General features: G+C 57.6%; 23 protein-coding genes. All 23 read right to left on the bottom strand.

Features of this window, described 5'->3' with window-relative positions; all coding sequences use genetic code 11:
- Window position 1 precedes the first annotated feature (1 nt).
- The 23 genes from D3227_RS25745 to D3227_RS25615 all read right to left on the bottom strand — a co-directional run bounded on the left by D3227_RS25745 (window position 2) and on the right by D3227_RS25615 (window position 23494).
- On the bottom strand, window positions 2–412 hold the full coding sequence (locus D3227_RS25745; RefSeq protein WP_120017091.1) for a putative Ig domain-containing protein: 411 nt from the start codon (window positions 410–412) through the stop codon (window positions 2–4).
- A gap of 1 nt (window position 413) precedes the next feature.
- Window positions 414–1277 (bottom strand): hypothetical protein, encoded by an 864-nt coding sequence (locus tag D3227_RS25740; protein WP_120017090.1) that lies wholly within the window; start codon window positions 1275–1277, stop codon window positions 414–416.
- Window positions 1278–1285: 8 nt separating this feature from the next.
- On the bottom strand, window positions 1286–4516 hold the full coding sequence (locus tag D3227_RS25735; protein WP_120017089.1) for a phage tail protein: 3231 nt from the start codon (window positions 4514–4516) through the stop codon (window positions 1286–1288).
- On the bottom strand, window positions 4517–5575 hold the full coding sequence (locus tag D3227_RS25730; protein ID WP_120017088.1) for a DUF2163 domain-containing protein: 1059 nt from the start codon (window positions 5573–5575) through the stop codon (window positions 4517–4519). It lies immediately after the preceding gene.
- Window positions 5572–6183, bottom strand: coding sequence for a DUF2460 domain-containing protein (locus D3227_RS25725; protein ID WP_120017087.1), 612 nt, complete (start codon window positions 6181–6183; stop codon window positions 5572–5574). Before D3227_RS25725 ends, D3227_RS25730 begins: the two co-directional genes overlap by 4 nt.
- On the bottom strand, window positions 6183–8015 hold the full coding sequence (locus D3227_RS25720; RefSeq protein ID WP_120017086.1) for a hypothetical protein: 1833 nt from the start codon (window positions 8013–8015) through the stop codon (window positions 6183–6185). The genes D3227_RS25725 and D3227_RS25720 overlap by 1 nt, the downstream gene beginning before the upstream one ends.
- A gap of 281 nt (window positions 8016–8296) precedes the next feature.
- A complete protein-coding gene (locus D3227_RS25715; RefSeq protein WP_120017085.1) occupies window positions 8297–8692 on the bottom strand; it encodes a hypothetical protein in 396 nt (131 codons plus the stop codon).
- A complete protein-coding gene (locus D3227_RS25710) occupies window positions 8692–9141 on the bottom strand; it encodes a phage tail tube protein (protein ID WP_120017084.1) in 450 nt (149 codons plus the stop codon). Before D3227_RS25710 ends, D3227_RS25715 begins: the two co-directional genes overlap by 1 nt.
- A gap of 42 nt (window positions 9142–9183) precedes the next feature.
- Window positions 9184–9570 carry a tail completion protein gp17 gene (gp17, locus tag D3227_RS25705; protein ID WP_120017083.1) on the bottom strand — a complete coding sequence of 129 codons (387 nt, stop codon included), beginning with the start codon at window positions 9568–9570 and terminating at the stop codon, window positions 9184–9186.
- Between the two features lie 226 nt (window positions 9571–9796).
- On the bottom strand, window positions 9797–10120 hold the full coding sequence (locus tag D3227_RS25695) for a phage head closure protein (protein ID WP_120017081.1): 324 nt from the start codon (window positions 10118–10120) through the stop codon (window positions 9797–9799).
- Window positions 10117–10569, bottom strand: a complete 453-nt coding sequence (locus D3227_RS25690) for an HK97 gp10 family phage protein (RefSeq protein WP_147377676.1) — start codon at window positions 10567–10569, stop codon at window positions 10117–10119. The genes D3227_RS25695 and D3227_RS25690 overlap by 4 nt, the downstream gene beginning before the upstream one ends.
- A 39-nt stretch (window positions 10570–10608) precedes the next feature.
- Window positions 10609–11016, bottom strand: coding sequence for a hypothetical protein (locus tag D3227_RS25685; protein ID WP_120017079.1), 408 nt, complete (start codon window positions 11014–11016; stop codon window positions 10609–10611).
- A 27-nt stretch (window positions 11017–11043) separates the two neighbouring features.
- Complete coding sequence (locus D3227_RS25680; RefSeq protein ID WP_120017078.1) at window positions 11044–11574, bottom strand: head-tail connector protein; 531 nt, start codon at window positions 11572–11574, stop codon at window positions 11044–11046.
- Between the two features lie 189 nt (window positions 11575–11763).
- Window positions 11764–12135, bottom strand: a complete 372-nt coding sequence (locus D3227_RS25670) for a hypothetical protein (protein WP_147377675.1) — start codon at window positions 12133–12135, stop codon at window positions 11764–11766.
- A 48-nt stretch (window positions 12136–12183) separates the two neighbouring features.
- A complete protein-coding gene (locus D3227_RS25665; protein WP_120017075.1) occupies window positions 12184–13461 on the bottom strand; it encodes a phage major capsid protein in 1278 nt (425 codons plus the stop codon).
- Between the two features lie 102 nt (window positions 13462–13563).
- Window positions 13564–14193, bottom strand: a complete 630-nt coding sequence (locus D3227_RS25660) for an HK97 family phage prohead protease (protein WP_120017074.1) — start codon at window positions 14191–14193, stop codon at window positions 13564–13566.
- Entirely contained in the window at window positions 14190–15491 is a 1302-nt protein-coding gene (locus tag D3227_RS25655) for a phage portal protein (RefSeq protein WP_120017073.1), read from the bottom strand. The genes D3227_RS25660 and D3227_RS25655 overlap by 4 nt, the downstream gene beginning before the upstream one ends.
- A gap of 12 nt (window positions 15492–15503) precedes the next feature.
- Window positions 15504–17399, bottom strand: a complete 1896-nt coding sequence (locus D3227_RS25650; protein WP_120017072.1) for a terminase large subunit — start codon at window positions 17397–17399, stop codon at window positions 15504–15506.
- The gene (locus D3227_RS25645) at window positions 17365–17625 is read right to left on the bottom strand and encodes a hypothetical protein (RefSeq protein WP_245451876.1); all 261 of its coding nucleotides are present in this window, start codon (window positions 17623–17625) and stop codon (window positions 17365–17367) included. The genes D3227_RS25650 and D3227_RS25645 overlap by 35 nt, the downstream gene beginning before the upstream one ends.
- 1261 nt (window positions 17626–18886) lie before the next feature.
- Window positions 18887–19321, bottom strand: a complete 435-nt coding sequence (locus D3227_RS25630; protein WP_120017068.1) for a hypothetical protein — start codon at window positions 19319–19321, stop codon at window positions 18887–18889.
- Window positions 19318–20277, bottom strand: coding sequence for a hypothetical protein (locus D3227_RS25625; protein WP_120017067.1), 960 nt, complete (start codon window positions 20275–20277; stop codon window positions 19318–19320). The genes D3227_RS25630 and D3227_RS25625 overlap by 4 nt, the downstream gene beginning before the upstream one ends.
- Before the next feature lie 41 nt (window positions 20278–20318).
- Window positions 20319–21008, bottom strand: a complete 690-nt coding sequence (locus tag D3227_RS25620; RefSeq protein WP_120017066.1) for a hypothetical protein — start codon at window positions 21006–21008, stop codon at window positions 20319–20321.
- 278 nt (window positions 21009–21286) lie between these two features.
- Entirely contained in the window at window positions 21287–23494 is a 2208-nt protein-coding gene (locus D3227_RS25615; protein ID WP_120017065.1) for a DNA-primase RepB domain-containing protein, read from the bottom strand.
- Window positions 23495–23613: the final 119 nt, after the last annotated feature.

The following is a 23613-nucleotide window of genomic DNA, read 5'->3' as shown; positions in this document are numbered from 1 at the left end:
ATCATGCCTCGTTGATGAACGTGCCAGGCAACATCGACTGGCGAGGACCGTTGCTGTTGACGTATGCGGAGGGTGTCATTGCCTGGCTGGTGGCGCCGGAGACAGCAACTGTGATCGTGAATGCGGCCAGATCGGCCGTAGCGGCCACGCCATCGGTGACGCGCACCGACAGGCTGGCATAAGTCCCCGGTGTCGTTGGCGTACCCGATACTGCACCGCTGCCTGAATTGACCGTAATGCCAGGCGGCCACAAGCCGACCAGCGAATAGGTGTAGGGCAGTGTCCCGCCGCTCGCCACAGCCGTGAAGCCGGCGTAGGCAGAATCCTCTGTTGCTGTCGTGACGGGAGTGCCAGATATCGATAGCGCCCGAATGCCACCGACGCGAATTCCGCTCGCGAAACCCGGCAGCATGTCAGACCTTCATATCGTTGGCGACAAACACGTAAAAATTACTCGTAGTGACGCACAGAATGTTCAGCACGTCGACCGAGGCGGCAGCCGTCGTCAGGACCGGCTCTGTCCCGCCTGGGAATTTATACTGGTTGCCATAGACCAGCGTTCGCGTGCCCGTACCGTCCTGCGTGATGATAATTGTTCGCCACGTCCCCGGTTGGCCGTTAGTGGGGTTGTCGAGTGTCCGGTTGCCTCCGATGGTTAGCGCCCGATTGATGCCCGCATCCCAGTCAAGCGAGATGTTCGCACCGTCTGTCAGCGTCACTAGCGCCGAGGCACTTTCGATAAGATCCGAGGTAAGAACCTTGTCGGTTGTCGCGGATCTGACTTGCGCGGCAGTCGCCTTGGACATGCCGTCCTTCAGCAGTTTGCCGGTCGCACCATCATATTGTGCGAACGCACCATCGGTTGCACTTGCGGGGCCGACAACGTCGCCTGATACACCCGTTGTTGCAACACTTCCAACAAGCCCGTTGGCCGTGCCGTCAGTGTAGAATGTGCCAAGTCTTCCGGCCGGTACGGAGACGGTCGTCGCACCCCTTGTGACCGTAATTGAGTCACTCGCATCGGTATTGTGGACGAAAAACAAAGCTCGCTTGACGGCGGGGACTGTGAGTGCCCTCGTGGCCGACAGGCCGCTCGGCACAAACGTCATTGCCGAGCGGAACTGCACAGATGTAAGCGTAACGTTGCCGGCAGAGAAGTCGACCGTATAGATATCCGCAAGCGCATTGCCGAGCGCGGCGTCACCATCATTGCTGGTTTGCCATTGGCTATCGGCCTGGCCATCAGCGATGGCCGGGATGTTCAGATCATGTGCCATGAAGGCTCCTAAAGGTCGATAGTTGCTTCGCGGCTCGGGCAGATAACACCGGTTCCTGAGACCTGCCTCACATCGAAAGTGAGTTGGTCCGGGATCGATCCGAAGTCGGTCGCGATGTTTGCGGCGAGGTAGGTTTTGGTCGTCGCATCATCGACGGTGAAAGTGCGCAGAATGGAGCCACCGGGACCGTTCTTGATCCTGACGATGTACTGCTCAAGCGTCTCGGCTAATGGAGCGGTATAGTCTCCGTCGTCGGACCAATAATCTCCAACGCGCGCCCTGCGCACCCAATCCAGAGCAATATCCGAACCAGCCACGGTAGCATTCAATTGGCACGGCTTCGGAATCTTCTCGGCCTCTCCGGTCACAGTTCGATTAACCGCGGCTGTCGCAGCCAGGGAGCCGCCAAGTCCGACGGACTTGAAGTCGAACGCTTCATCCAAAGACGCAATCGAATATTCGATATTCTGGACGTTGTCCTCGGACAACCAGACGACAAAGTCGCCCGCCGCATGGAGGCCAGTGTATTCCTCCGACGACTTCCGTCCGCGGCGGAGGCCCTCAAAGGTGTAAGAGCCATCTCCATTGTTGGTGATGGTTATTACCTGACAGACTTCCCACCGCCCCGGCTGGCCAATGGCGAAGAAGTTGGCGCCGTTCATCATTTCCAGATAGGTCGCGGAGGTCAGAAGATCGGTGTCACCCGAGAAGATCGCCAGATCAAATGATCGAGAAAATTCCGTGACGTATGGAATACCCCAATCTGGCAGAGCCTCCAGCGCAATACCGACAAGGCCGTTGGTGACCTGTCCGGCGACTTGCTGATACTGTCCTGTCGCATCCTTTCGGTAAAGCGTCGCCCCGTCCCAGTAGGGCTGTCCGGCAGAGGCGAGGACATGGTACTGAACGAGCCCGCTCCCAGCGAGATCGTCGGCATCAGACAGCAGCGGAATGTCGAGATGGTAGTAGCGGCTTTCCGGCGTGCCGACTGGGTTGGGCTCTGTCGGATTTCCTGTGGCGCCTGAGATCGAGACGGACACGCTGGACAGGAATTCTGTCGCCGTTATGTCGATCATGTAGTCCGGGCGTACCGTGCATTCCAGAATCCGCGCGGTGATCGTGCGGTTGGCGAAGGTGAAGCGGATGACATCTTCCGGCTCAAGATCGGCATATTTAGCCCTCAGCGTCATCTGGAATTCGTGACGCTCAATGGCCAGCCTGTTTACCTTCTGAGTGGCGAGGATCTTGACCGTATCGGCGTCGACAATGATCGGCATGCTGAGTTTTACAGCCTGGTCGGCTGGTGCAACTGGTAGCGGCAATGAAGGTATCTCGCCGAACTGCGGTCGCTCCTGGTAAATCTCGGCCGGGTCGCGATAGCTGATAGCAACCCGCGCGATGAATTCCTCTGGATTATAGCGGCGCGCCTTGATCGCCTGGCCGCCGCTGTCGGAGATATCCCCCGCCGAAGAGATCGTCGCATCGATGGCAAAAGCACCATCGGTAAACGCCCGCTTGAAAATGATCTGTCCGGCACGTTCGAATATCGCGATTGAATAAGGCTCACACACCGAACGGGCTATATCTCTAACTCCGGCCGTGACATCCACGACAGCGCCATCGATAACGTCGTCCACGTTGATGACTTCGATTTCCGAGGAGTCGAACCCGCCAGCCTCCATCAGCGCCACTAGAAAGTCTTCCAGCTGCCGCTGCGTTCCATCATCCGAGATGATCCGCATGCGCTGCGGCACGCCAAAGACCGGTGTCCTGGTCAGCAGCGTGTCGGTCTGACCATCGTAGTAATAAAGCTGGGGGTTGCTCGTCGCGCCTGTAACAGAACGCGTGAGGCCGGTGTCGAGATTGGTGAAATAACTCGTGCTTCCTGTGACGTAATACAGTTCGTCGGTCAGCCGATGAAGATCGGGGTCGCCAAGGATACGAGAGGTAACGACTTCGATTTGGTATGGGACTGTCTTGGTGAACTCGACAGCCCCGGTCGTTCCATTGATCCGCTTGACTGTGCCTGCATCTGTCCAGACCACGACATCGCCGTCATCATAGACCGCATAGCGGAGATCATCCGCCAGAGTGGCGACAACGGTTGTGCTCTTGATAGTGCCTAGAGCCGTGAATGTGACCTTTACCAGATAATTGTCAGCGCAAACCCAGACGTCGGCCTCATTGCCCCTGTTTGCTCCTGGCGTCAGGCATTGAATGCTTGCGTACCCTCCCCAACTTGCGGCGGTCTCGGTCGCAAGCGTCAGCGTCTCGGTCGCTGATGCCTTGTAGTAGTAGCAGAATAGTTGCTGGTCATCGGTCGATCCGGCATAGATTGCGCCCTCGCCGATTTCGATCAGGCATGTCACGCCCATCAAGGCAAGAACGGTTCCAACTGTGTCGCTGGTGGCGACGACTGCACCGCTTTGCGCATCGCGGACAAGCAGGCGCCAATGGCCGGCGCCTGTTTGTCCCATGTAAAACAAGCGGTCATATGCGCGGCTGTAGCGCCAGCCGTCGAACAGAACCTCGAAGCCACCCACAGGCGAGATGGTATAAAATTCCTGCAGCGCGCCGAGAGAAAACCGCCTGATGAACTGGCCAGATTGGGTATAGCCGTAAAACTCCAGATCTTCCCAGACCGGTACAATGAAATTCACAACTCCGCTCGACAGCGTGGTGAAGCTTTCATAGTCGTGGGTCGTCGCGCCGTCCTGAATCCATTCGGCCTCAAAGACTGGCGGGGCACCGAGCCCGATGATGTCGAAATCCTTGACGACAATATCGAGATAGCCGCGATGGGCAGAAACGTTGACTTCTCCCTCTTCGCTGACCATGGTCGGGTCGCGCGGCTGAGTGCTTCTGCCGTCGTAAGTGGTGAACTTCAGCCCCTTTTGCCGATAGCCGATAGAGCCATCATAAACGAGCTTGCCGTTCGCGTAGAGCTTACGCATCGTCCATGTCGAATTCGGAACGAGCGGGCGAGCGAAGCGGAGGCGGGCCGACATCTTAGCCGTAGTCGAGGTGATCGTGTCCCAATACTCGATATGGGTTGAGGTGACCGTCAGGATTGGCGGCACCCAGATATAAGCCGCAGGCAGCCGGCACTTGCCGTAGACAACCGGGATGGTTTGGCCATAAGCCGAGGTCGGCAGCGTGACCTGAACATCGGGTGTTTCCGGAACGATCGGTGCGGCTGGCGTTTCCCATCCGGCCCAGCGTCCAAGTTTAAATGACATTTACTGCCCTGCTCCATTCAGAAAGGCCTGACCAGGCAACATGTCTTCGCCGCGAAAATTGATTTTGTTCAAGAAGCGGAGGCGACACATTGAATCTGTCTTGTCGCAACCGGGAACAATCTCGAACGTGTCAGCGACGGCCACTGTCCAGCGAGCCGCGCCCCAAAGCTGAATGCGAGATGTCGATTGCGTCCAGACACGGACCTGATTGTAGAGTCCGGCATTAAGGCCAGATGTCCACTTGATGACGCCGTTCGTAAACCAGCCATCCACAGCGCGGCCTTCGGTAAGCGTGCCGGTGAAATCGCTGTCATCTGAAACCGTGGCGACAACGCCCGAGCGCACCCATGCCTCTTGGGCAGCGAACACGGCAGTCCCGTCCGCTGTGGTCGCCGCGACTGTATAGTTATAGGCTGGCGCACTGCCGGCTGTCGTTCCTGCTGTGGTGCAGACGAACATGCGGTTGTGATAGTCGCCAGCGTCCAAGGCACGGACATAATCTCCAACGGCATACGCTGTGCTACGCGCCACATCATCCGGATAAAGCGGGACATTGCAGTATCCCGGACGCATATCGCCGAGGTCGGAGCGGCAGGAAACCGATAGTTCCTCGACTGTGATTTCCTTTGCGCGCTGAAGGATGCCGCGAACCTCGAAAACAGCTACCCTTCCCCTGTCGTCATAATTGATCTCGGAGACGGGATAAGGGCCAAGCTGCATCATCCCTCCATCTGACGGGCTGTTGAAACTCACCAGATAAAGCGTGATTTCCATGCCTTCGAACGTTCCGGCATAGACATCTTCCGAATCGTACGCATCCGAGATTGCGGCAGGCGCCGTGACATCACCATCCGGGACCGAGCCATCGCCCTGGAACTTGAGCGTCGAGCCCTTGAAGCTTTTATCTTTCGTCCACGTCTGGGAATTGAATGACTGGTCCTGACCCGTTCCCGAGACGCGGATTGTTGTTCCATCCGCAAAGACGAATTGGCCAAGCCACCCCAAGGTATGCGGCGTTGAGGCCATCGCGGCCTTGAGTCCAGACAGGGTAACTCTCACCGGAGAACTTCCATCAAGGTGAAAGGGCCAGCCGAAGCAAATGGCGTCGCGGTGTCCGGCCCAATAGGAAGGGAAATAGGATTGTAATCCGCCATGTATCGGACGCGGACAAGCCAGTCGCAGGAGACCGTAATTGCCTGCCCGGCAGTCGGGATATTGCCCCCGGTGAAGGTGATCACGCCATCGGTCTGCGTGTAGTGCGTGGTGACAGTTTTTGTCACCCCTGCCACCTTCACTACCAGGTTGGAAACGATGGTGATCGGCCGCACATAGGGGCGGTCGGAATCGGAATAGGTCTTCTTGATCTGGAAGGCTGCGGTTACGCCGTCACCTGTCCCGATATTCTCGTCCGTGAGAGTGTTGTCCAGCGGGTCGCGCAACGGGAAGGAGTTGGCGGCTCCGCGCCGGCCCAGAATATGCGAAAGGAAAGCTCTGATCTCAGACAGCGGGCGATGGTTCAGGGAGACATCGTAGCGCCAGAGCGCGACTTGCCAGTCCTGATTGCGGTCCTCATATCCGCCCATCAAGGCGATGACGGTCGTCTGGAAAGACGGCCCCATCCTTGCGTCGAGGGCGAACTTGTTGTTGATTGCGACAGTATCGACCATTATGCCCTCGACGCCTGCAGGGTTAGCTCGTCATACATCTGGCGGGATCGCTGACGGGCCGTGCCTTCGCTCTCACCCGCCGCCGCCTGGTAGTTCAACGTTATGTTGGTGCCAGGCTGCTGAACATTGACGGATGTGTTGGAACTGCCATCGGTTGCCGTGGAAGAAAGCTGATATGACGGGCGCTTTAACTTGCCGACGCCCCAGCTTGAAATGTAGCTGCCATATTGTGAATCGAATGCATCGCCGAACATGGTGTCGCCAGTGCCGGTCGCGCCGCTATCATTGTTGTGGACCAGCGCAGCAAGGATCGATGAGGACAGCAGGCCGAACGTCTGTGCGGTGACGTCCTTCAGGCTGTTGATGACGATGCTCTGTGCCTGGATCTGCTGGGCCGAGTATTGGCCCATGTCCTTGCTCAGGCTCTCCAGATAGGTCTTCGTGTTGCTGTCAAGCCTTGAGACATTGCCGGCCGTCTCCTCGGTGTTGTCGGCTGTTTCGCCTCCATACTTTGTCAGGTTGACGCCGGAATCGTTGGCGTTCTTCTGCACGCTGGAAGTGTTGCCGGGGAGTTCTATCTTGTCCGGATCGCCGCCGTAGCGGGTAACCTTCGGCAGGTTGTTCGTCGTAGACCCAGCCGCTTTCTGCATTGCCTCCAACGCGGCCATAGAGGCGTTTTCAGAAGCCCGGAACGCCTGCGCAAAATCAGCTCTCGCAAGCTTGGATGCAGCGGAATCGATATCGGCCAACATCTCGCGAAGAGCCTGCAGCTTGTCCATAGCAAGCGCTGTATCTAGACGGACATCGACACCCTCAGCGGCCTGCCGCTTTAGATCAATGAGGGTCTCCTCGACTTCCTTGATCTGCTCCTGAACCTTTGGCATTCCAGCGCCAAAGTCAGACCAGCCCTGTAGGACATTCTGAATCCCGCCCTTGCCAAAGAGCTTGGCAAAATTGGCCAGACTCGGATTTTCAAGGAATGCATTTATATCCGCCGCAGTTTTGTTCAACTCCTTCGAGAAGTCGGAGAAGCCAGTCGTTGCACCCAGAAGGACAGGGGCCAGATTAATTAGCGCCTCGCCAAGTTGGACGTGTATAATTTTGGATAGATCGTCAAGCACGGCGTCTAGTTCTTTGCCCCGCTCAAGTAAGTCCTCCGGGATGATAACCCCCAGTTTCTTGGCCGACTCCCTGAAGTCATCAATGGACTTTCTGCCGTCCTCAAGAATGCGCGCAATCTCGACGCCGCCCTTTCCGAAGATAGCAGCCGAAAGCGCGGCCTTCTCTGTCGCATCGCTGGTCTGCGCCATCGCATCGGCGACCAGTTTTAGGCGCTCTTCCTGATCCTTCGTGTTGAGAATGTTTTGTAGCAGTTCGGGATTGAGTTTCTTCAGGCCCGAATAGAGCGCGCCCTGTCCTATCGCTGCCAGCCCGGCGTTCTTGGCGAAAATGTTCAGCGCGGAATTATAGCTTTCCTGGCTGATGTTTGCTTTCTGTGCAGCGAAGGCGAGCGCCTGATAGGTATCTGTGTTCAGTCCAGTCGTTTTGGCGTTGGTCGCGATCTCGTCGTATTCGGAAATCGTCTGCTTGAGCTTATCGAAGGCCCCGCCCAGAGAGGCGAGCGCGGCAAGACCAGCGCCAGCGGCAAGGCCAGCGCCGAAGTTCTTCAGCGTCCCGGCCGCACGTAGTGTGTTCTTCTCAATGTTGGCAATCGATTTCGCCATCCTGCCGGACTGCTGATCAACCGTGTTCGCAGCCGACTTGAAGCCAGTGGCGAATTTGGCCGCATTCGTGCTCAAATCAATAGAAATAGAACCGACTGTTGCAGCCACGACTTAACCTCATTTTATCCCACCAGGGCGGCCGAATGCAGCAGCCAACGCCAATTCGGGCGCGACTGGTTTTTGCCAATACGTGTCTGGTGAACCGGGTAGTTTCTTAGGGTCGTGATAGGCCATCGCAATTAGTTTGGCGCTACACCAAGCCTCTGTCCAACGGCCACGAAACACACGCTCATGGTATGCTATGACACGTTGCTCGATCGCATAGTACGTTGATGACCAGAACTCGCCAATTGGTACTTCGGCGCGGTAGGCAGCCTTAAGGGCCTCGGCTACAAGACCTCCGCGCCGTCCTTGGGGTCCGCGTCCGCATCCTCCTCCTCGACCACCGGCTGCGCCTGCCACTCATCATAGGACTTGCCGTAGATAAATAACGTAAGCGCGTCCTGGCACTTCTTGGCCAGCGGCGCCAGCGGCTTATCGGTAGGCCAGGACGGCAGCGAGCCGCCTGCCAAGAACAACGTGCCTTTATTGTTGCGCAGCGCGAGATTAAGGACGGTGCGGATTTTGACCGCCGACACCATAGACAGTCCATTATAGAGCCGCGGCGCCCAAGTGAACTCGCCGTACTCTTCCTCTATGCGCGCCAGCCCATCCATATCTAGCCGGATGACGCAGCCGTTGCCGAATTCATCAGCCGCGACTTCTCCAAGGTGCCTATTAGCCATTACGCCGCAGTGCTCCATGTAACGGCACCAGAGACCTCTAGTGTCACCTCGCGCGTGATGATTTCATTCGGTGCAATCTGAATCGGACCAAGGTTCACGTAGGCCGCAAAGGAGATAAGGTTGTTCGTGGCCCAGATGGCAGTCAGGTCGATCTGGAAATTCGTAAGGGTCTTGTCGTCAAACTTCTTTTTGAGACCGGTCGATGCGTCATGCGTCGCATTTGTCGGATCGAAGTGGCAGTTCATAGCGACCTGCCCGCCGTCTTTCATGCCGGGGATCTTTTCCGTGAACTCGCCGGAATCCAGATGCGTACCGTCAAGCATGGTCATGGTCTCATTCGGACCAGTCACGCTGGCGATATTAGCAACCGCCGTGAAAATTTCCGGGCCGCCACCGTCGCCCATCTTGAGCTTGGCGCTACGGCCAGCCTTGCCAGTCGTTGCAGTCATAGTACGTTCTTTCTGTTAGGATGGGAGCGCCAGGGCGCGGTTTTATCGCCAGCGAACGGCGAAGCTCATCACGCGCCTATGCGTCGACAAATCGTCGGCAAAGTCGGTGAAATCTAGCGGCTCCTTGCTGAACAAGGCATCGGCTCCGCCCGTCGTGTAGTGCAGATCGCGCAGCGCCACCTTAACCGCTTCGCCAAGGTCGGTGGCTTCACCGGCTTTTGTAGCAATGCAGTGTATTTGCACTGAGGTTTCCGGATATTGCGATGCTCCGGCAAGCAAATATGTTTCCGCTTCGGCATTCATCGCTACAGCGATCGCTGGCAAAGACATCTTCAGCGGTATCGGATAAGGAACTACCCGCCTTGCGACTAGAGCGCCAATTCCAGCGTCTTCCAAGAGCGCATTAACCGTCAGCGATACGGCGCTCATTGCTGCCTCAGATCGATTATCTGGACGGCGCCGTACACCCTTTCGTGGACGATTAGGTTACCCTTGGTAACAAGGTTTCCTTTGTCATCGCGTTTTGTGCGAATTATGTATCCCGCCTCATCGTTAGCGAAGGTTACGTCCCTCATGTCGACGCCGTGCAAGAGGATGCGATTATGACCAATGAGATCGCGAACGTAGTGCGGGCTCTTGGGATTAGCGGAGAGTTTCATTCGATCAACCTCGCCTGCAATTTAAGGAACTGGCGCCGCCCTATTTCGCGCGGACGCCCGAGGATTTCGTATGTGCCATCTTCGAAGATGAGCCGATGCTTGGGGTCAACGCCGGGACGCCAACGAATGGTAAAAAACAGACCCATCTCAGCATACTGTCTGGCGGACGCTTCACTTTCGGTGGAAGAGTGGAACTCCATTTTCGCCCATGGCGAGGCATAGGTTGCCCACGTCAGCACTTCCTCGTTGTAGTCAGCGCTGTTGTTAATAGTCGCGCTTTGTAGTTCTATGCGCCTATCGAGATCGCCGGCACCAGTCATGTCTTGCCCGCCTTTTTCGCCAGCTTAGCCGCGCGCTTTTCCATCTCTGGGCCGATCTTCTGGCCGAACCGCTTAACCACATCCTCGCGCGTGGCGAAGTATGCCGGCGTTAAGAACGGCATAGGTCTTGTGCCAGGATGGACTGCTCCGCGTTCAGGCTGGTAGTGCGGCGCCGTGCCGAATTCGATAAGATGCGCATACCTAACCGGGCGCCGCGAACCGTATTGCGTGGCGCGCTGTACGGCAGCATTGGGTCCAACCTGAAAGGTCGGATTGACCTTCGACGTCCTCGGCTTCTGCTTGATAACGAGTGAGGCGGCCAGCGTCCCTGTGCTCTCCTTGAGCGGCAGAGCCCTAACGTTGGCCTTTGCTGCCCTAAGCGTTGGCTGCAGCGCAAAACGAGAGGTGGCACCAAGCGGCACCGCTATCTGCCTAGACAGTTCCCGCATCGCAGCCGACGCCTCTCTCGAGCCGCGGACAGCCATTGACTACAGCGCGACGTTCGGAAACTGAATATCGATACCAATAACGGTTGCCGAGGAGGCAATACCGATCAGGCAGACATATTCACCCGTGCCCACATCAGCGAGCGGGCAAATGCTGCCAGGCGTGTCGGAGAGGTAGTAAGCTGTGCCGGCAACCACTGTTGCGCCGATGGTGATGTTGCCAGACTTCTGCACAGTGACGGGCTGATTCAGCGAGGCGCCATTAAGCGCAATGCCGGTGGCCCTGCGCGCAAGCGCGGTAGCCGAATTGGAATCGGCCAGCATCCATTTGTTGGTGGCCGCGAGATAGACGGCCTTGCCTGCGGCGATAGTCTCGCCCGCAGTGCCATGCTCAATCGCGCCATTGCCGCCAGTCACCACGGACGCGGCGGTAATCGTAAGGTCTGCCATTTGTTTTCCTTATTTGCGCCGCGGCGCCTAATAATATCGATGGTTGCTCAGCAGCGCATCGAAGGCAGTCCAGCCGGACTCGTCTTCGCTACCGCGACTTTCATAAAGGTCGGCAAGGCGTATAAGGATTGCGTGCTTCACCGCCGGTTCAACAGCAGTAGCGCCGATAACGGCAGTAACCGTAATAAGCGACCCAGTTTGCACCGATGGCCACGATTGGCCGTATTTCAAGATGATTGCGTCGCCGCGAAGTTCGTACACCGCAGCGTCAAGCGTCTGGGTGACGCCAACTGCGTCTACGTAGGCAATCGACGCAATCGACTGAACCGGAAAGACTGATAAATTAGTAAAATCGCTCCAGGCGTCTGCCTTAACCACAACCGTTTGCGTCGCTAGAGCCGCACCGCAGTACTTTTCAACGTGGTTGCGCGCTACAGAAATCAGGTCTGTTAGATAATCATCATCATAGGTTGCGTCGACGCGCGCATGCCGCTTCGCCTCAACCAGGCTTACCGGCTCACTAGTTGGCGCCACCGACACTGTTGGCGTGTACCACATTATTGCCGCGCCTCCCGCGCTTCTCCGCTACAGGCACGGCGACCGCGCGCTCAATCTTTTGTTCAGACACAGGGGCAGCAAAGCCCGCAGAGATAAGGCGTATCGCCTCATCCTGCGGGAAGTCGTACTCGTCGTTTGGGCCAAGCGAAAACGCGGAGCCAGACAAGCCGACGAGTAGCCTCACCAGCACTAAGCGGTAGCCTTGAGAACAAGGAAGTTGATGACAAGTACGTTGTCGCCGGCAGCCGAGGCGTGAAGGTTGGTCAGTCGCAGCGTAAACGATCCAGCCGCTACGGCCGAAACCGCCGCAATGAATGAGCCCGCAGAGGTGTGCGTCTTGATGCAGGCAACGATCACATCCGTGGCCGCAACCTTGCTGTTCGTCACGACAATATCTGCTTCGCCTGCAGCCGCGACGGTCTGGCTGACAGTGGTAATGACACCAGAGTAAGCGTCGACGGTGACGCCAGTGGTAATCGAGGTGATCTGCGTGACGGCAACCTGGCCTGCCACTACCTCTACGCTATCGCTATTGCGATGGCCAATTTGATTATAAGACATGCATCTTCTCCAGAGTTTGAGGGCGCCCTTTCGAGCGCCCCGTTAAAATTACGCCTGGATCAGATGCTTGACCGCGGCTGTGTCGCCGAGTTCGCCGTCGAAGCGAATGAGACCAGCAATGCCAAGGTCGGGCCAGAAGCGTTCGCGAAGCACGCCGATAACCGGCGAGCCGACCTTGCGGACGAAGTACGCGCCGAAGTCACCGAAGATCATGGTCTTGTTTCCGGTAGCGAGATTGGCCATGGCCTGGTTGATTGAATAGCGGTAGCCGATGATGTTACCTGGCACACCGGTCTGCACGTCGCCCATGGTCCAGATGTATCGACCATCACCGTCCTTCAGTTTCCGAAGGGCGCCCAGCGTCAGATCGTTGAACATGAAGCGCACTTTTGGCGACTGGCGATAGGCCGGGTCGACCGAGTGCACGAGGTCAATGATCTCGTCATAGGTAACCGCAGCGACTGCCGCGGCGGTCTTGCCGAGGCTGGATGCCGTAACGATGCCGTTAGGATCGCCCGTGCCGTCACCGACAGTGAGTTCGTTGTTCGCAATGCGACCGAGACGCTTGCCGAGCAGACCGCCGAGTAGGTTCTCCATATTGAAGATGGAGTCTTGGGCCAGTTCGTATGAGAACCGAACGAATTCGGTGTCATACATGTAAGCGTCGAGACGCTTCTGGCCGAACGTGGCATCGGAGCCGCCGTCGTCGGTGAGAGCGGTACCCTCGGTGTGTTTCACGGCGGGAACGCCCGTATCGTCAACGGTCGGCAGATTAATCTGGTTGCCTGACGCCGTAGACATAACCGTGCAGATGTCCTCGTCGTACATCGGACCCCACGCCTTCATCGATTCGATGATGACGTTTTCGAGCTCAACCGGGACCGTATATCCGCCTGCGGTAGTAGTGCCTGCGGTCTGGATGCGCTTTTCCACGTCCTTCGAGGCTATGCCGGCGCGCAAGATCGCACGCTCCTCGCCGCTCAGTGAGGCATGGTCGCCGCCCGAAGCGATGAATTTGTGGAAGACATGGCGATACTCGAGCGCCTCGCCCTCGTCCTGGCCGCGCTGCTCGGTGTCAGAGCCATTCGGACGACGATTGCGACGCTCTTCATCGGCCCTGGCGTTGAGGCGTGCCTCAGCCGCAGTCATACGCTCTTCGCGGGCGATCGTGGCTTCAATCTTGTCGAAATCGGCCATGATGGCGTCGTGGCGAGCATCAAGCTCTGCCGCGCGGGCGTCATCGGTGTTCTTCTTGATGGCGTCGAGCGCTTCGCGCGCCTGAGCAACAAGCGTGCCGCGCTTTTCGTTCAATTCCTTGAGAGTCATTAAATTACCTTTCGGGCAATAAAAAAGGCCCGCCGAAGCGAGCCCGTCTGGGGTTGAAATGGCAGGACGTTTCGTCCGGCCCTCCCGGCTTTGCCGGGGTGACTACGGAGCGTCCTGCCGGATGCCCCGAATTCTCTGCTCTTGGAGCGCTTCACGCTCCGCAACGCGCCTCTTCGCAGCCGCTGCATCAGCGGCGCGCTTTTCGGCGTCCTTCTTCAGCTTTTCCGCCACTTCACGGGCAGCCTCAAGCGACCGAACACCAAGTGTCGTGTCGTCATATGCCGGAAAGGCGCACGCGCTCACTTCGAAGAGTTCAACCTCAAGAACGGTGCGGACGGGCATGTCGCCAGTCTCGTCCCACTCCTGCTTGGTGACCCTGAAGCCGAATGACATACCGCTGATGTCGCCACGCTCGACCAGCGTCCACAGATCGCGACCGTCCACGGTATCCGGAACGTCGATTTCGACCTTGAGGCCGCGGTTGTCGACTGTTAGGCGCAGTGTGCCGGACTTCGTACGGCCGATTACCCTACCCGTGTCGTGGTCGACCAGGGCGCGTACGTCTGACTTGAGCGCACCATCGAACGCATGAGGGTCGATTCGCTCCACGAAGTAGTCGCCAATGGTTGTGTCGCTGTTGAAGATAGCGGCGTAACCGATAAGCGTCTTTTTGCCGTCGTCGGCGCGCGTCTCGACCCCGTGAAGGCCGCCGCGTTTCTCAATAATCGTCATGCCGCCTCGGCCTCATCATTTTCGTCGGATTGGGCGTTGTCGTTCGCTGGCAGAGCAGCACCAACCTTGTTTTGCTGACCGTACGTCGCGGTTCCGAGTGGCGCGGTTGCGCCTTGCAGGAACAACCCGTCGCCATGCGGCATAGACGGCCGGTTCTCGAGAGCACGCGCCTCATTCGGCGTCATCAGAGCGTTCTGCACGGCCTTCGCCAAACCTGCCATACGAGATGCAAAGTCACCGCGGAGCAGTCCGTCGAGGACGTGCGACACGTACCGATTGCCTGTTGAGCGCCCGAAGAATTTTAGATTGATCTCATCTTCCAGCGCCTTTGCCCACTGTCCAATGAGGTGCTGCACGAGCATCAGATTCTGCTGCTCGGTGTTGGCCATGGTCCCGTGGGTGAGATCCTGCAGAAACACCGTCGGCAATTGGTATGTGCGTGCGATCTCTTCCACCTGGAAGCGCCGCGCCTCAACCATCTGCCCTTTCGCAGGATCGATACCGACCGGCGTAAGTTTGTAGCCGGCAGGGATCGGAAAGACTGGTTCGTTGGCATTCTTGGCTGCGTCGACAGACCGCTTGATATCGGCCTGCGCACGCTTTATCGCTTCCGCGCCAGCGGGTAGCGGACCTTCAAGCGCTAAAGGTGGCACACCGCCGCCCGCGAAGAAGTTGCTCCCGTAATCGTTCATGGCAATCGCGAGCTGGATAGCTTTGGCTGCCATCGCGATCGGGCCGTAGTGTTTCAGGCCGCAGCTACGCCGCATGAAGGGCACATCGATGACGTCCGCCGCGTCGTATGTTTTGCCCTCGTAGGCGTAGGTAATTTTCAACCCGGAGCGCTTGATCGTGGCCTTCGCGGGATCCATCGGCCAGAGCGAGTCAATGCCCTGAGGCGTTCGCTCGATGTAGGCAAGGCCGCGACCGCCTGTAAAGACTTGCTGCCAAAACCATTGCCAGAAGGCGAACGATCCAATGCCATCATTCGGCGCCGCATTGACGACCGCCTCTAACTTTCCTCCAACGCGCTTTGCGCCATCCTTAGTGTCGCGATAGGCGTGCCGCGGAAGAGCGGCCAGCGTCCTTGAGAGAAACGCCACCGCAGCCCATACCGCGGGCACTGCTAGCGCCCGGTCGATGGTCACATGCGGCAGATTTGCAGACTGCACTCCGAAGAATGCCAAGAAATTCTCGGCACTCACCGGGATGGTTGGATTTTCAATGGTTGCCCGCGATTCCAATGCGTTTTTGGCCGTGCTTGCCGATTTGCGGCGGATGTCGAGACCTAAAATATTCATTGTTCCGCCAATTCAGGCCGCTGCGGCCAACGAAAAATCAGGGTCGTCCCACGGTGACGTAGGACCCTTAGTTGCGGGCTTGTCCGCAGCAGCGCCGCAAGCCATGGCGATGGCCACAGCAGAATCTATACGGACGGAAGCACGGGTCTTTACAAACCATCGGTTGCCATGAGGGTCAGGCGGATGATTAAACGTCGCGCCCATAAGAGCGGACATCAAAACCGGGCTTTTCCTCAGCCTGATGCGTCCGTCGATAATGAGATTTTCAACCTCATTAACAGACCCAGGCATCCACAAGCCGAGTGGTGGCTTTTCGCCTGCTGCCTTGGCGGCTTCGATCTTCTCTTCAGATGGTCGAGCCCTTACCTTGCCACCTTGTGGATGGGGTAACTGCTCTGCATCGATGCCGAAAACGTCTAGCTCGTCTTTGAACGCCGAGTAGGCATAGTTGTCGTATGCTATCGACTGGATGTCGTAGAGGCGGTCCAGTTCTGCGACGCGTGCTGCAACGATGTCGAGCCGAATCCGTGGTCCTTCAGGCGCGTTCAGGTATCCATCGCGAACCCAGATATCATACGGCTGCTTATCGGCCATTACGCGCGCGGCAAGAGTATCGCCTGGCGTCCACGCCTCAATCCAAGCGTCGTATGTGGGCAGGCTAACTGCCACGCCATCGTCTCGCGTGATTTCCCTAAATCCTGTGGGATGCACACACGCAACGACGGTCATGTCCTTGGTCCCGGATAAATCAATTCCGAGAAAGAGCGGGCCGCCTTCTGGCAATTGCCAATCCGACATAACGCCATCGACCGTCGCGCGTGCCATCCATGCCTTATCGGCGTCGGTCCACACACAAAAATGCAAGCGGAGAACGTTGTTCAGTTTGCCGGGGACAGCACGGGCTTCAGCCACGACGCCAGCGAGGTATTCCTCTGTTAAAATCGTGCCGAGGAGCGGGTTCGCCTTGATCCAGCACGCCGGATCCGTCATTGGATCATCGTCTTTGTCCAGCGAACACACGTAGGCGAAAACGCTATCGCTGCCTTCCCACACTTCACCAACGTAGGTGAAGTCCTCGTCGGGCGTCGGTGTGCCGGCAAGAACCTTGACGGCACGATCGCGCTCTTCCCAGCAGACGGAATTGCGATCGCTGCCGCTATTGGTAATCATCAACAGCAGCGGGTTCTGACGAAACTTAAAGCCACGCTGAAGCATTTCCATAATGCTGCGATCGGGGTGCTCATGGACCTCATCGCAGAGCGCGAAGTGCGGCCGAGGGCCAGAGCCGGTCTTGCCAGCTTCTTTTGAAATCGGCCTGAAGAACGATCCCGACCTGTGGTGGGCAATATTGAATTCTTTGCCGAGACCGCCGCTAAACTTTACTCGATCTCGAAGAGCGGGCGCCTGCCGGACCATTTTGCACGCATCCTGAAACAGGATCTGCGCCTGGTCTTTTTTAGCCGCGGCTGCGTAAATCTGCGCTCCAGACTCCTTGTCGGCGGTGAGGCCATACAGGCCGACACCGCCGGCAAATGGCGATTTGCCGTTACCCTTGCCTTCCTCGATGTAGACCGTTCGGAATCGGCGAGTGCCGTCCGCCTTCTTCCACCCAAAGATCGAGCCGAGTTTGAACGCTTGAGATGGATGCAGCAGGAACGGCTTGCCGTCGAATTGGCCCTCGGAGAGCTTCAGCCGCTCCTCGAAAAAACGGAATACCCGGTTCGCCGCTTCATCATCCCACGAAAGACCGCGTTCAAAGCCTGCCTCAAGATCGGCGAAGTGACGCTTGCAGGCATTCCGGACGTGCGGTCCGGCTATGGTCTTTCCGTCTAGAACGTCCAGCGCGTATTGGCTTACACGCCGCAGCGCTACCTCAGTCGAGGAGGTCGTCTTTCTCGTCCCCTTCATCCGGCACCGTTATCTTGCTGGCATCGGCTGGCGACGCACCCATCTGCCCGAGGCACTGCCGAAGCAGATTCATCGCCTGAACACCTACGTCCTGGCCCGCCATAATCCGCCCCTGAATGTTCGCGGCCATGCCGACAAGCATTCGATGAGATTGCGTCAGCCAAGGAATCTCACGCTGAAACAGCAGCCAGGCCGACGCGGCCTTGCTCGTGTCGGTATCGATCAACCACTTCGGCGGAGCACCTAGTGGGCCGCCAGCTTTTGGCTCCCTACGCTGCTTGAACCGTTTCGGGTTCTTCTTGTCGCTAGCCTCAACCGCCGCTTTGGCGAGAGGCGTTCTTGGCCTCGCCATGGCACTTCCTTGGGGTCATATTCTCAATTGTGGATGCGCACAGAAAGCGGGGGCACCGGTCTATGGGGTCACGGTCCGGGAGGTCGCTGATCACCCCCCCCCAGCCCGTCAGATCGGCCAGCCGTACGCCGAGAACCTGATCACCTGCTGCCCATTGTCTTCACGCTGCCCGCGGCTCGCGTGGCATGGCTTGCATGTACTGATGAATGGACCGGACCAGAACTTGGTGACGTCGCCTTTATGGCCACCGTCGGCGTGGTGCACCTCGGTAGCAGGCTCGATTACCTCTCGCTCTAGGCACCACTCGCACAACGGGTCTTGCGACAGCTTGGCCAGTCGCAATTGGCGCCATCGTGCAGTTGAGTAGAGGCGGCGATATTCTGTGGCTTCTGCTGTTCGGCCACTATGTGAATGCTTGCGAATCATAGAAATCAATGCTCTGCTGCGCTTTGCGAGGGAGCGAAATTCATGTGGCCACGAAATAAATATACAGGCGTAGGTGGCGGTCTTTACACCGGCGTCGGTGGCGGAATGTATACTGGAGTGGGCGGTGGCGCCTACTCTGGAGTGGGCGGCGGACGATACACCGGCGTGGGCGGCGGGCTCTATACCGGCGTTGGTGGCGGCCTTTATACAGGGGTTGGGGGTGGTCTCTACACAGGCGTAGGTGGCGGGCTCTACACTGGAGTGGGAGGTGGTCTTTACACAGGCGTAGGAGGAGGTCTCTCAACAGGTCCAGGTGGAGGTCTGTATACCGGCGCCGATAATAATTCGTACCGGTCGAATTGGCCGCCAATCCCAGATTTGCTCGAGGCGTTAAGAGTGCGCGGGCTCGGTCATGTATATCAGCTGCTCGGCAGGGCGCACGGATACCTCTGATAAATTGTTCGCGGCCTTGCACCGCGCCGACCGTCCTGCCGGCTACGCCAGCACCGCTCCAACGGCTAAGCGAATGCCACAACGCAGCGGGAAACGCGCGATGCGGCAATGATTGTTTCCCTCCGCTGATCGCTCGCGGAGGGTCGGTCACCACAGAGTTGGGCGCACCGAAACGCAAAACGGGCGGCGTCTCCGCCACCCGCAATTTTTGATCCTGATTCATAATATCAAATCAGATGCGCATGGTGCGCACGAGTTATTTTGGCCTGACTGTGTTGGTGAAAAGAGGCTTCGGAAGCGACAGATTGTCGATTGCATCGGAGGTGTTGGTGGGCACGCCGTGTTTAGTCTCTGCTCGCTCAGACGCCCTGTTGCGCATGCCCTCGGCCGCCTTCTGACGCGCTTCCTCCGCTTCGATTCTTGACACCGAGGCTTTCAAGAACAGATCGAGATCGGCAATCCGCTTGCGAAGCTTCGCCGTCTCCATATCCATTCGAGCCTGAACTTCCCTCCGCCCTTCAGCGATACCCTCGTCGCGGGCCATTCGCTCCAGTTGGTGAAGAGCGTATCTTATTCGGCCCTGACTGCCTTTGCTTTCAGAGATGGCCCACTCGATGATCCGAACGAACCACTCAGTTAGCGGCTCGCCGTTCTTGGAGCGAATGTGATCGAAATTATAAGGAGCCTTCATTTCCGCAGAATCCCATACCGCTGCGCCAACAGACGAAGCCCACTGTTCAATCGCTCGCCTGCAGCAGCGATTGCCTTGCCGCGGTCCTTGAACCTCGTGACTTCTGCTCCTACCTGGCCTAATGACTTGCCCTCAATGACGACGGCATCGACTACGGCACCGTAGCGCGATCCAAGCAATGAGCGTGCGGTCCTGTACCGTTCACGTGCATCGGTCACCAGACGGGGCACTCCTTCCGACGAGCCGTGGTCAACTTTGACGCGGCTGTAGTCGATAGCGCCGAGCGGATTAAGACCTGCCAGGTGGTGGTCTTGCTCGTACCGCAGCCCTGCCGCGTGGAGCACGTCGTTAGTTTCCACATCGTCATCCAACTGCTTCGCGGTATGCATCCGCTGAAAATTATCGGACGTCCTGAAAATGCCGCCTCTTGCTTCCGCGGCATCGACTGCAGGCTGGTTGTCGTTCGCAGCCACAAGGATGGGCTCGACGGTCGCCTTCCCACCCCAGAGATGCCTCGCTACGTCGGCCAGGCCCTGCGCGCAGCGGTGCGGGTTGTCTAGGTCGGTGTTCGTCTCATCGACCACCAAGGCTTGCACAACCGCCTTACGGCGCGGGTCGTATCGGATGGCAGCAATGCAGGCGTCGAGAGCCGGACGAATGGTGTGACGCTGAACCTCGACCTGGCGCCACTTACGATCGGCAGTGCGTGCAGTGTAGCGAACGATTGGGCTGTTGAGTTTGGAACGGGCTATGGACGCCAATTTGATGACGTGTTCGCCCGCGTCTCGCTCGTCCTGGCCGATATGGCCGTGGGAGAACAACCATCCGAGAATTGCCGACGCTGGCATCCCGGTGGTTTTTGCTTGTTGCATTTCGGCGAGGTTGTCGTTTGCAGCTTCGTAGGGGTCGTGCGCCATTGCGTCGTTGATTTGGCCGGCTCGGATTGCAGAGTGCATCTGGATTCCTGATTTCAAGGGAAGTTCTGGGGCTGCTGATGTTAGGGGCTTATCGGGAACCCAAGCTGCCGTGCCAACTGTTGCGCTTCTTCCGGCTTAAGCCATGACGGCGGAATGAAGCATCCTGGCGTTTGTTTGCACATCGTGACCATACGTCGGATGTCGCTAATGTAGGCGTCAGACCGTTCGAGTTTCGGATTCAAAATGCTTTTCGCGTACCAGAACTCGGACACCCTGAGGACGTCGACGGCAGCGTCAGACACGTACCAATCGTCGGGATCATCGCCGACACTGCGAGCTGACTCATTAAGCTCCCTGCCCTCATTTGTTGCGAAGCCTTGATGATTAGTCCACCGAACAACAGGGATGTCCGCAACAGGGAACCCGAGGGCGATTCGATTAAGGGCCATAGCGTTGACGTGATCTGATGTTGTCTTGATTTCTTTTCGCTCACCGGTTGTTTTATCGACGGTGAACATTGAGGCGCCGGCGGTAAGCGTCCTAGGAATATCAAGCTTCGTTGTGAACCAGGCGAGAGCAGGGAAATCGTTCATTGCCCTTCGGGTTATGGAATCCGTCTTTATCTCACCGAGCTTTGGGTGAATCGCACCCTTTGATTTCCCCTCAACCTCAATAACACCCGACATCCAGATCAGGTTGGTTCGGAGCAGGCTCGTATGGTGGTAGACAGTCGGAACTGCCCTCTCTCGCCTCCGCTTTGCTTCACCCATTTCGATCCTCCGTTTGCAACTTTTGAACTTTTGAACTTTTCCCACCGCTTTGACAGACAGGGGGAAAGGTGGGTCTAAGGCTATGGAAAACCAGATTCCCAATCCGTTGGGAAAAGTTCAAAAGTAATAGATAATTATATATATATTCTCCTATATATTATTGATTTATATGAGGTTTTTTCCGCCGCTGAACTTTTGGCAGGTTCACAAGTTGGCAAAAGTTCCAAAAGTTGGCCAGCAGAAAAAGCCCTCTAACTTTTGAAGTTGGGCCTCAACTTTCATTCCTCCAAAAGTTTGAAGCTGGCTCGAGCACCGGGTTTGCTCCTGCCGCTCAGGTCCGCGACTTTGCCGGTTTCAACAAGCCACGTGATCGACTTGGCAACGTCCTCACTGTCGGCCTGACTCACGCCCTCACGCTGTAGCAGTTGGGACCACGGCAGAGTTTTTCCCTTGGCTTGTGAAAGAGCGCGCACGATAGCCTTGCGGAGCGACTCGGCCATCGACCCAGCCATGTGGCGGTCAACGCCATCGGTGATGACCGAGATTGACCGGTGAACGATGGCCCATCCCCACTCAACGTCGTCGGCCGAGACGAACGGCATGCTCGGTTGCCGGCTGACCGCACGAATGGACGCGAGACGGATCGTGTTTTCAGCGGCGCGACCGTTCACGTGATATTCGCGAACCGACCATACCTTTGAGTGCTGCCAATGGAACACATCAGACCATAGGCGATACGCTTCTCCATCTTCGCCGCCCTCAAACGGTATCTGGTACTTCGGCGAGAAGAGTTGCGTGGCCGACTTGGGCTCCTTGGGGAAACTGTCGTATGCTCGCTTGAGTGACGCAATGAGTTCCTTCGGCAACGATACGGAGCGGTTCAATCTCGGCGCCGAAACTGTCTCAGGCCCTTCGCCTTCAATGAAGACGAAGCGCGAGAGGAAGCCGTCATTCAACGACTCATCCGAAAGGCCGGCGTACAGCGTTGACGGCGTCGTCATGCCGAGGATGGTTAGGGCTGGGCCAATCAGCGGCGACTCATCGCCCTTCGTTTCCGAGGACGCGTACTGCCGACCGTGAAAGGTCGAGTCGGCCTGGTCATAAATTGTCAACAGGAACTTGCGGATAGACGCCGACGCGGAGCTTTTGTGCCTGTTGTTCACATCTTGTAGCGTGACGCCGAGCTCATCAAAGACGCAGACGGTGGAGATGTTCTTTCGGAGGATGCGCTCGATTGCAGCGTAGCTGGTCGGATCACCGTTCGTGACGGCGCCCGGCTTGCCCGCGCTTGACGACAGGCTGATGATGCTCTTCGGCGCATGACCTTTGCCGCTGGCCACGCCCATCACGGTCGCAAGGTAGAGGTTCAAACCGCTTCGCGTCGGGCCAAGCGCCCTGTCACCGAACATGCCCCCAAGTAAGGCAATGGCCGACGTGAGGGAAAGTTCGGGGACGGGAATAATCGCAGTTTCGGTGATCCATTCTGAAATCTCAGCCAAGATGCCACCCGCACTCGAGAGCGAGAAAGGATCCCGGCACATCGATGGCAGCGCGGGTAGAAGACGCGGCGGCTCGGCTGCAGCAGAATTGTCATTTGCCGCTTCGGGAACTTCTTTCGCCTTACGCACTACCAGACCTGCGGCGGCTTGAGCGCCCGCTTCTCGCATGTCCACATGCTGTTGCCCGTACTTCGTCCAAAGCCGAGAGCAGTCGGCGCGGGCTAAAGCTTCTGTTTTGTACCGCTTGAGCCAATCGCCGGACGCAGCAAGAAAGAGAGCCATCGCCTCTTCAGCGGTGTGGCCCTCGAATGCCAGACGCTCCACGACGCGTGATGCATGCTCCGACCGATCGCCGACGTCATTCTCGGCAAGCATGGACGCCGCATCTTCCGATACCACAATCCCATCGACTTCCGGCAGTTCGCCTATCGCGGCCTGCTTGCCATCTACCGGCGCCGTCATCCACGGTTGGAGAGCAGTGCGAAGCTCCTCGAGCGAAGTAAGTTCGCCGTCCCACTCAAGGTCGACCGTCACGGTTGCGGGGTCCGAGGGCCGGCCGCGTTCGATTTTCTTTTTGTTCGGCCAGTTATGGGTGCCGGGTATCCGCCAGACATGCGCGACGTCGGCCGTTCCATGGTCGGAGCCAGTCGCACGTTTGAGTGCAACCGCCAACGGCTTAGCTTCCTCACGGGATAGTGGCCGATCGAAGATAATAAATGGCTGGTAGTTGCCGGGCGAGGTCTCGATGACGTAGCTGGGTTCAACCGGCATTTCTCCGGTCTTGCCGGTATCTGCGTCTAGGTCGATCACCAACGCGAGGACAGCAACGATGTCAGCTTCGGTTCCGCGTGAGCCACGAGCTAGGCCACGACGCATCACCTGTGCGCCGAGATAGACATTAGCGCCGGGTGTCTCTGAGTGCGCTTCAATCGCGTCGATGGTGCCATCGACGTCGCCAACCGCATGATGAGTGACTACGCTAGTCATCTGAATCTAAATTTCGTGGCATAAGGATTGTTCCGCCTTCTGGCAGAAGCGTTTGACGGAGGCGAGAATGTCGTCTGCGGACTTGGTCCATCGATATGGCTTGGGGTTCTCGTTGTGGC

Origin of the sequence: Mesorhizobium waimense (genome assembly GCF_003601975.1) — a bacterium.
In the GTDB taxonomy this organism is placed as follows: Bacteria; Pseudomonadota; Alphaproteobacteria; order Rhizobiales; family Rhizobiaceae; genus Mesorhizobium; species Mesorhizobium waimense.
The sequence above is the reverse complement of the archived record's forward strand: the minus strand, read 5'-3'. Positions and strand labels throughout refer to the sequence as shown.